Annotated in this window: 1 protein-coding gene and 1 pseudogene; both read left to right on the forward strand. The window is 49.7% G+C overall.

What is annotated here, in order from left to right; translation table 11 throughout:
* Positions 1-609: 609 nt before the first annotated feature.
* Positions 610-681: pseudogene (locus tag AC5O77_RS21610) on the forward strand (hypothetical protein); the annotation flags it as partial.
* Between the two features lie 535 nt (positions 682-1,216).
* Positions 1,217-1,633 (forward strand): replication protein (locus tag AC5O77_RS21615; RefSeq protein WP_220415353.1); only part of this gene is annotated, 417 nt, incomplete at its 3' end.

Genomic DNA, 1,633 nt, shown 5'->3' on the forward strand with positions numbered 1-1,633 from the left:
ACTGGATGTTGGGGTGATCTTTGAGGGACCTAAAGTTGGCAGATCAAAAACATACCGGCTGAATGAACAATTTGGTTGGAAAGGCACCGTAACCAACCACAAAAAGGCACTCAAAAACGGCTTTAGTGTCATTCAGGGCGGCCGGATTTAAAGAGCCAGCGGCAGGCGGACAATCAGGGCTACGTGTTAACGTTTTGACCATGATTGTCTATCCTGCATTGCTCTTTTGCCGCATGTCAGTTCGATGCGATGCAGGATAGGGCAAACGCCGCAAAATGACGTCATTGACGTCATTCGCAACCTTTGCCCGATAATCTCCAAAACGTCTGAGCTGCCACGGTTCCGGCAGCGCCTTGAGCGCAACCGGAAACCGTCTGGGGAGAACCCCAGACCCCCATCGCTGTAACATCGACGGTCTACGACCACCAACCAGCTGAATAGCTGCCAGTGCCGTGCAAATGGGCTTTGCAGGGGGCTGACGCGGTTCCTGGCGACCTGAAAGCCCCTGGTTAGGGGTATCGGCGCGCCTGACCTCCTGAAACCCTCTGTAAGCGTTTTTCGCGCCTTCCATGCCCTGACGGGCATTTAAAACCCGTTTCGTGCGCCTGAGAGCTTCTGAGAGCGTTTGAAGAGCTATCTGGCGACTCATCCCCGAAAGAACAACAGCGGAATCACCGATAACATGCGAGAGGTGGCACCGCTCGCCGCAGCCCCAGCGACCGAACGTTAGTGAGCGAGTGGGCGAGGAAGCGGAAGAGAACCGGAAACCACATTGAGCACGTACGCACTGATGCGGGGTGTCGGGGTGAAGCCCTGACCAGATGGCAAACGGAATATCGTCGCGGGTGACGGTATTACATTTGCACATCCTGTCCCGATTTCTGCGGAGTTTAACGGTGAACGGACGGCAAAAAACGTGCAGGAGCTGTTGAACGTGAAAACCTCGAAATCTGGCAAAAATCACGGCTGACGAGGCTTGCAGAGGATTAAGCCAGTATACACTCCGCTATCGTTACGTGACTGGGTCAGGGCTTCGCCCCGACACCCCAAAGAGTAGCTAGGATAAATATCTAATGGAATCAATGCGTTAGACGCCTAATATAAAGATACAGAAAGGAGAATAAAAACATTAACAAAATCTAAGGGTTACAGTTGACATAGTTATCAATAATGATAACACTGTTATCATTATTGATAACTCAAATAGGGTTCAAAGATGAGTAAGGATGTCGAGAGAATCACTCAGATAAATGACCAGGGTGAGATTATCGGCGGCTTCGTTGCCGTTATCCGCCCTAAACAAAAATCAGCATTTCAGAGGCATTTCACCATGAATCAAGACGCATTACGGATCTTGGCTAAGGAATTAACCGGGGAGCAATTCAAGGTCTTAATGCTGATGCTTGCAGATCTGGATTACGAAAACTTCATTCAGATCGCCCAAGCAGATATTGCTGAAACTTTAGGGATGCAGAAAACGAATGTTAGTCGCGCCGTTCGCGCGCTACTGGATGTTGGGGTGATCTTTGAGGGACCTAAAGTTGGCAGATCAAAAACATACCGGCTGAATGAACAATTTGGTTGGAAAGGCACCGTAACCAACCACAAAAAGGCACTCAAAAACGGCTTTAGT

This window comes from Stenotrophomonas sp. INTA L402-1, from assembly GCF_059295135.1.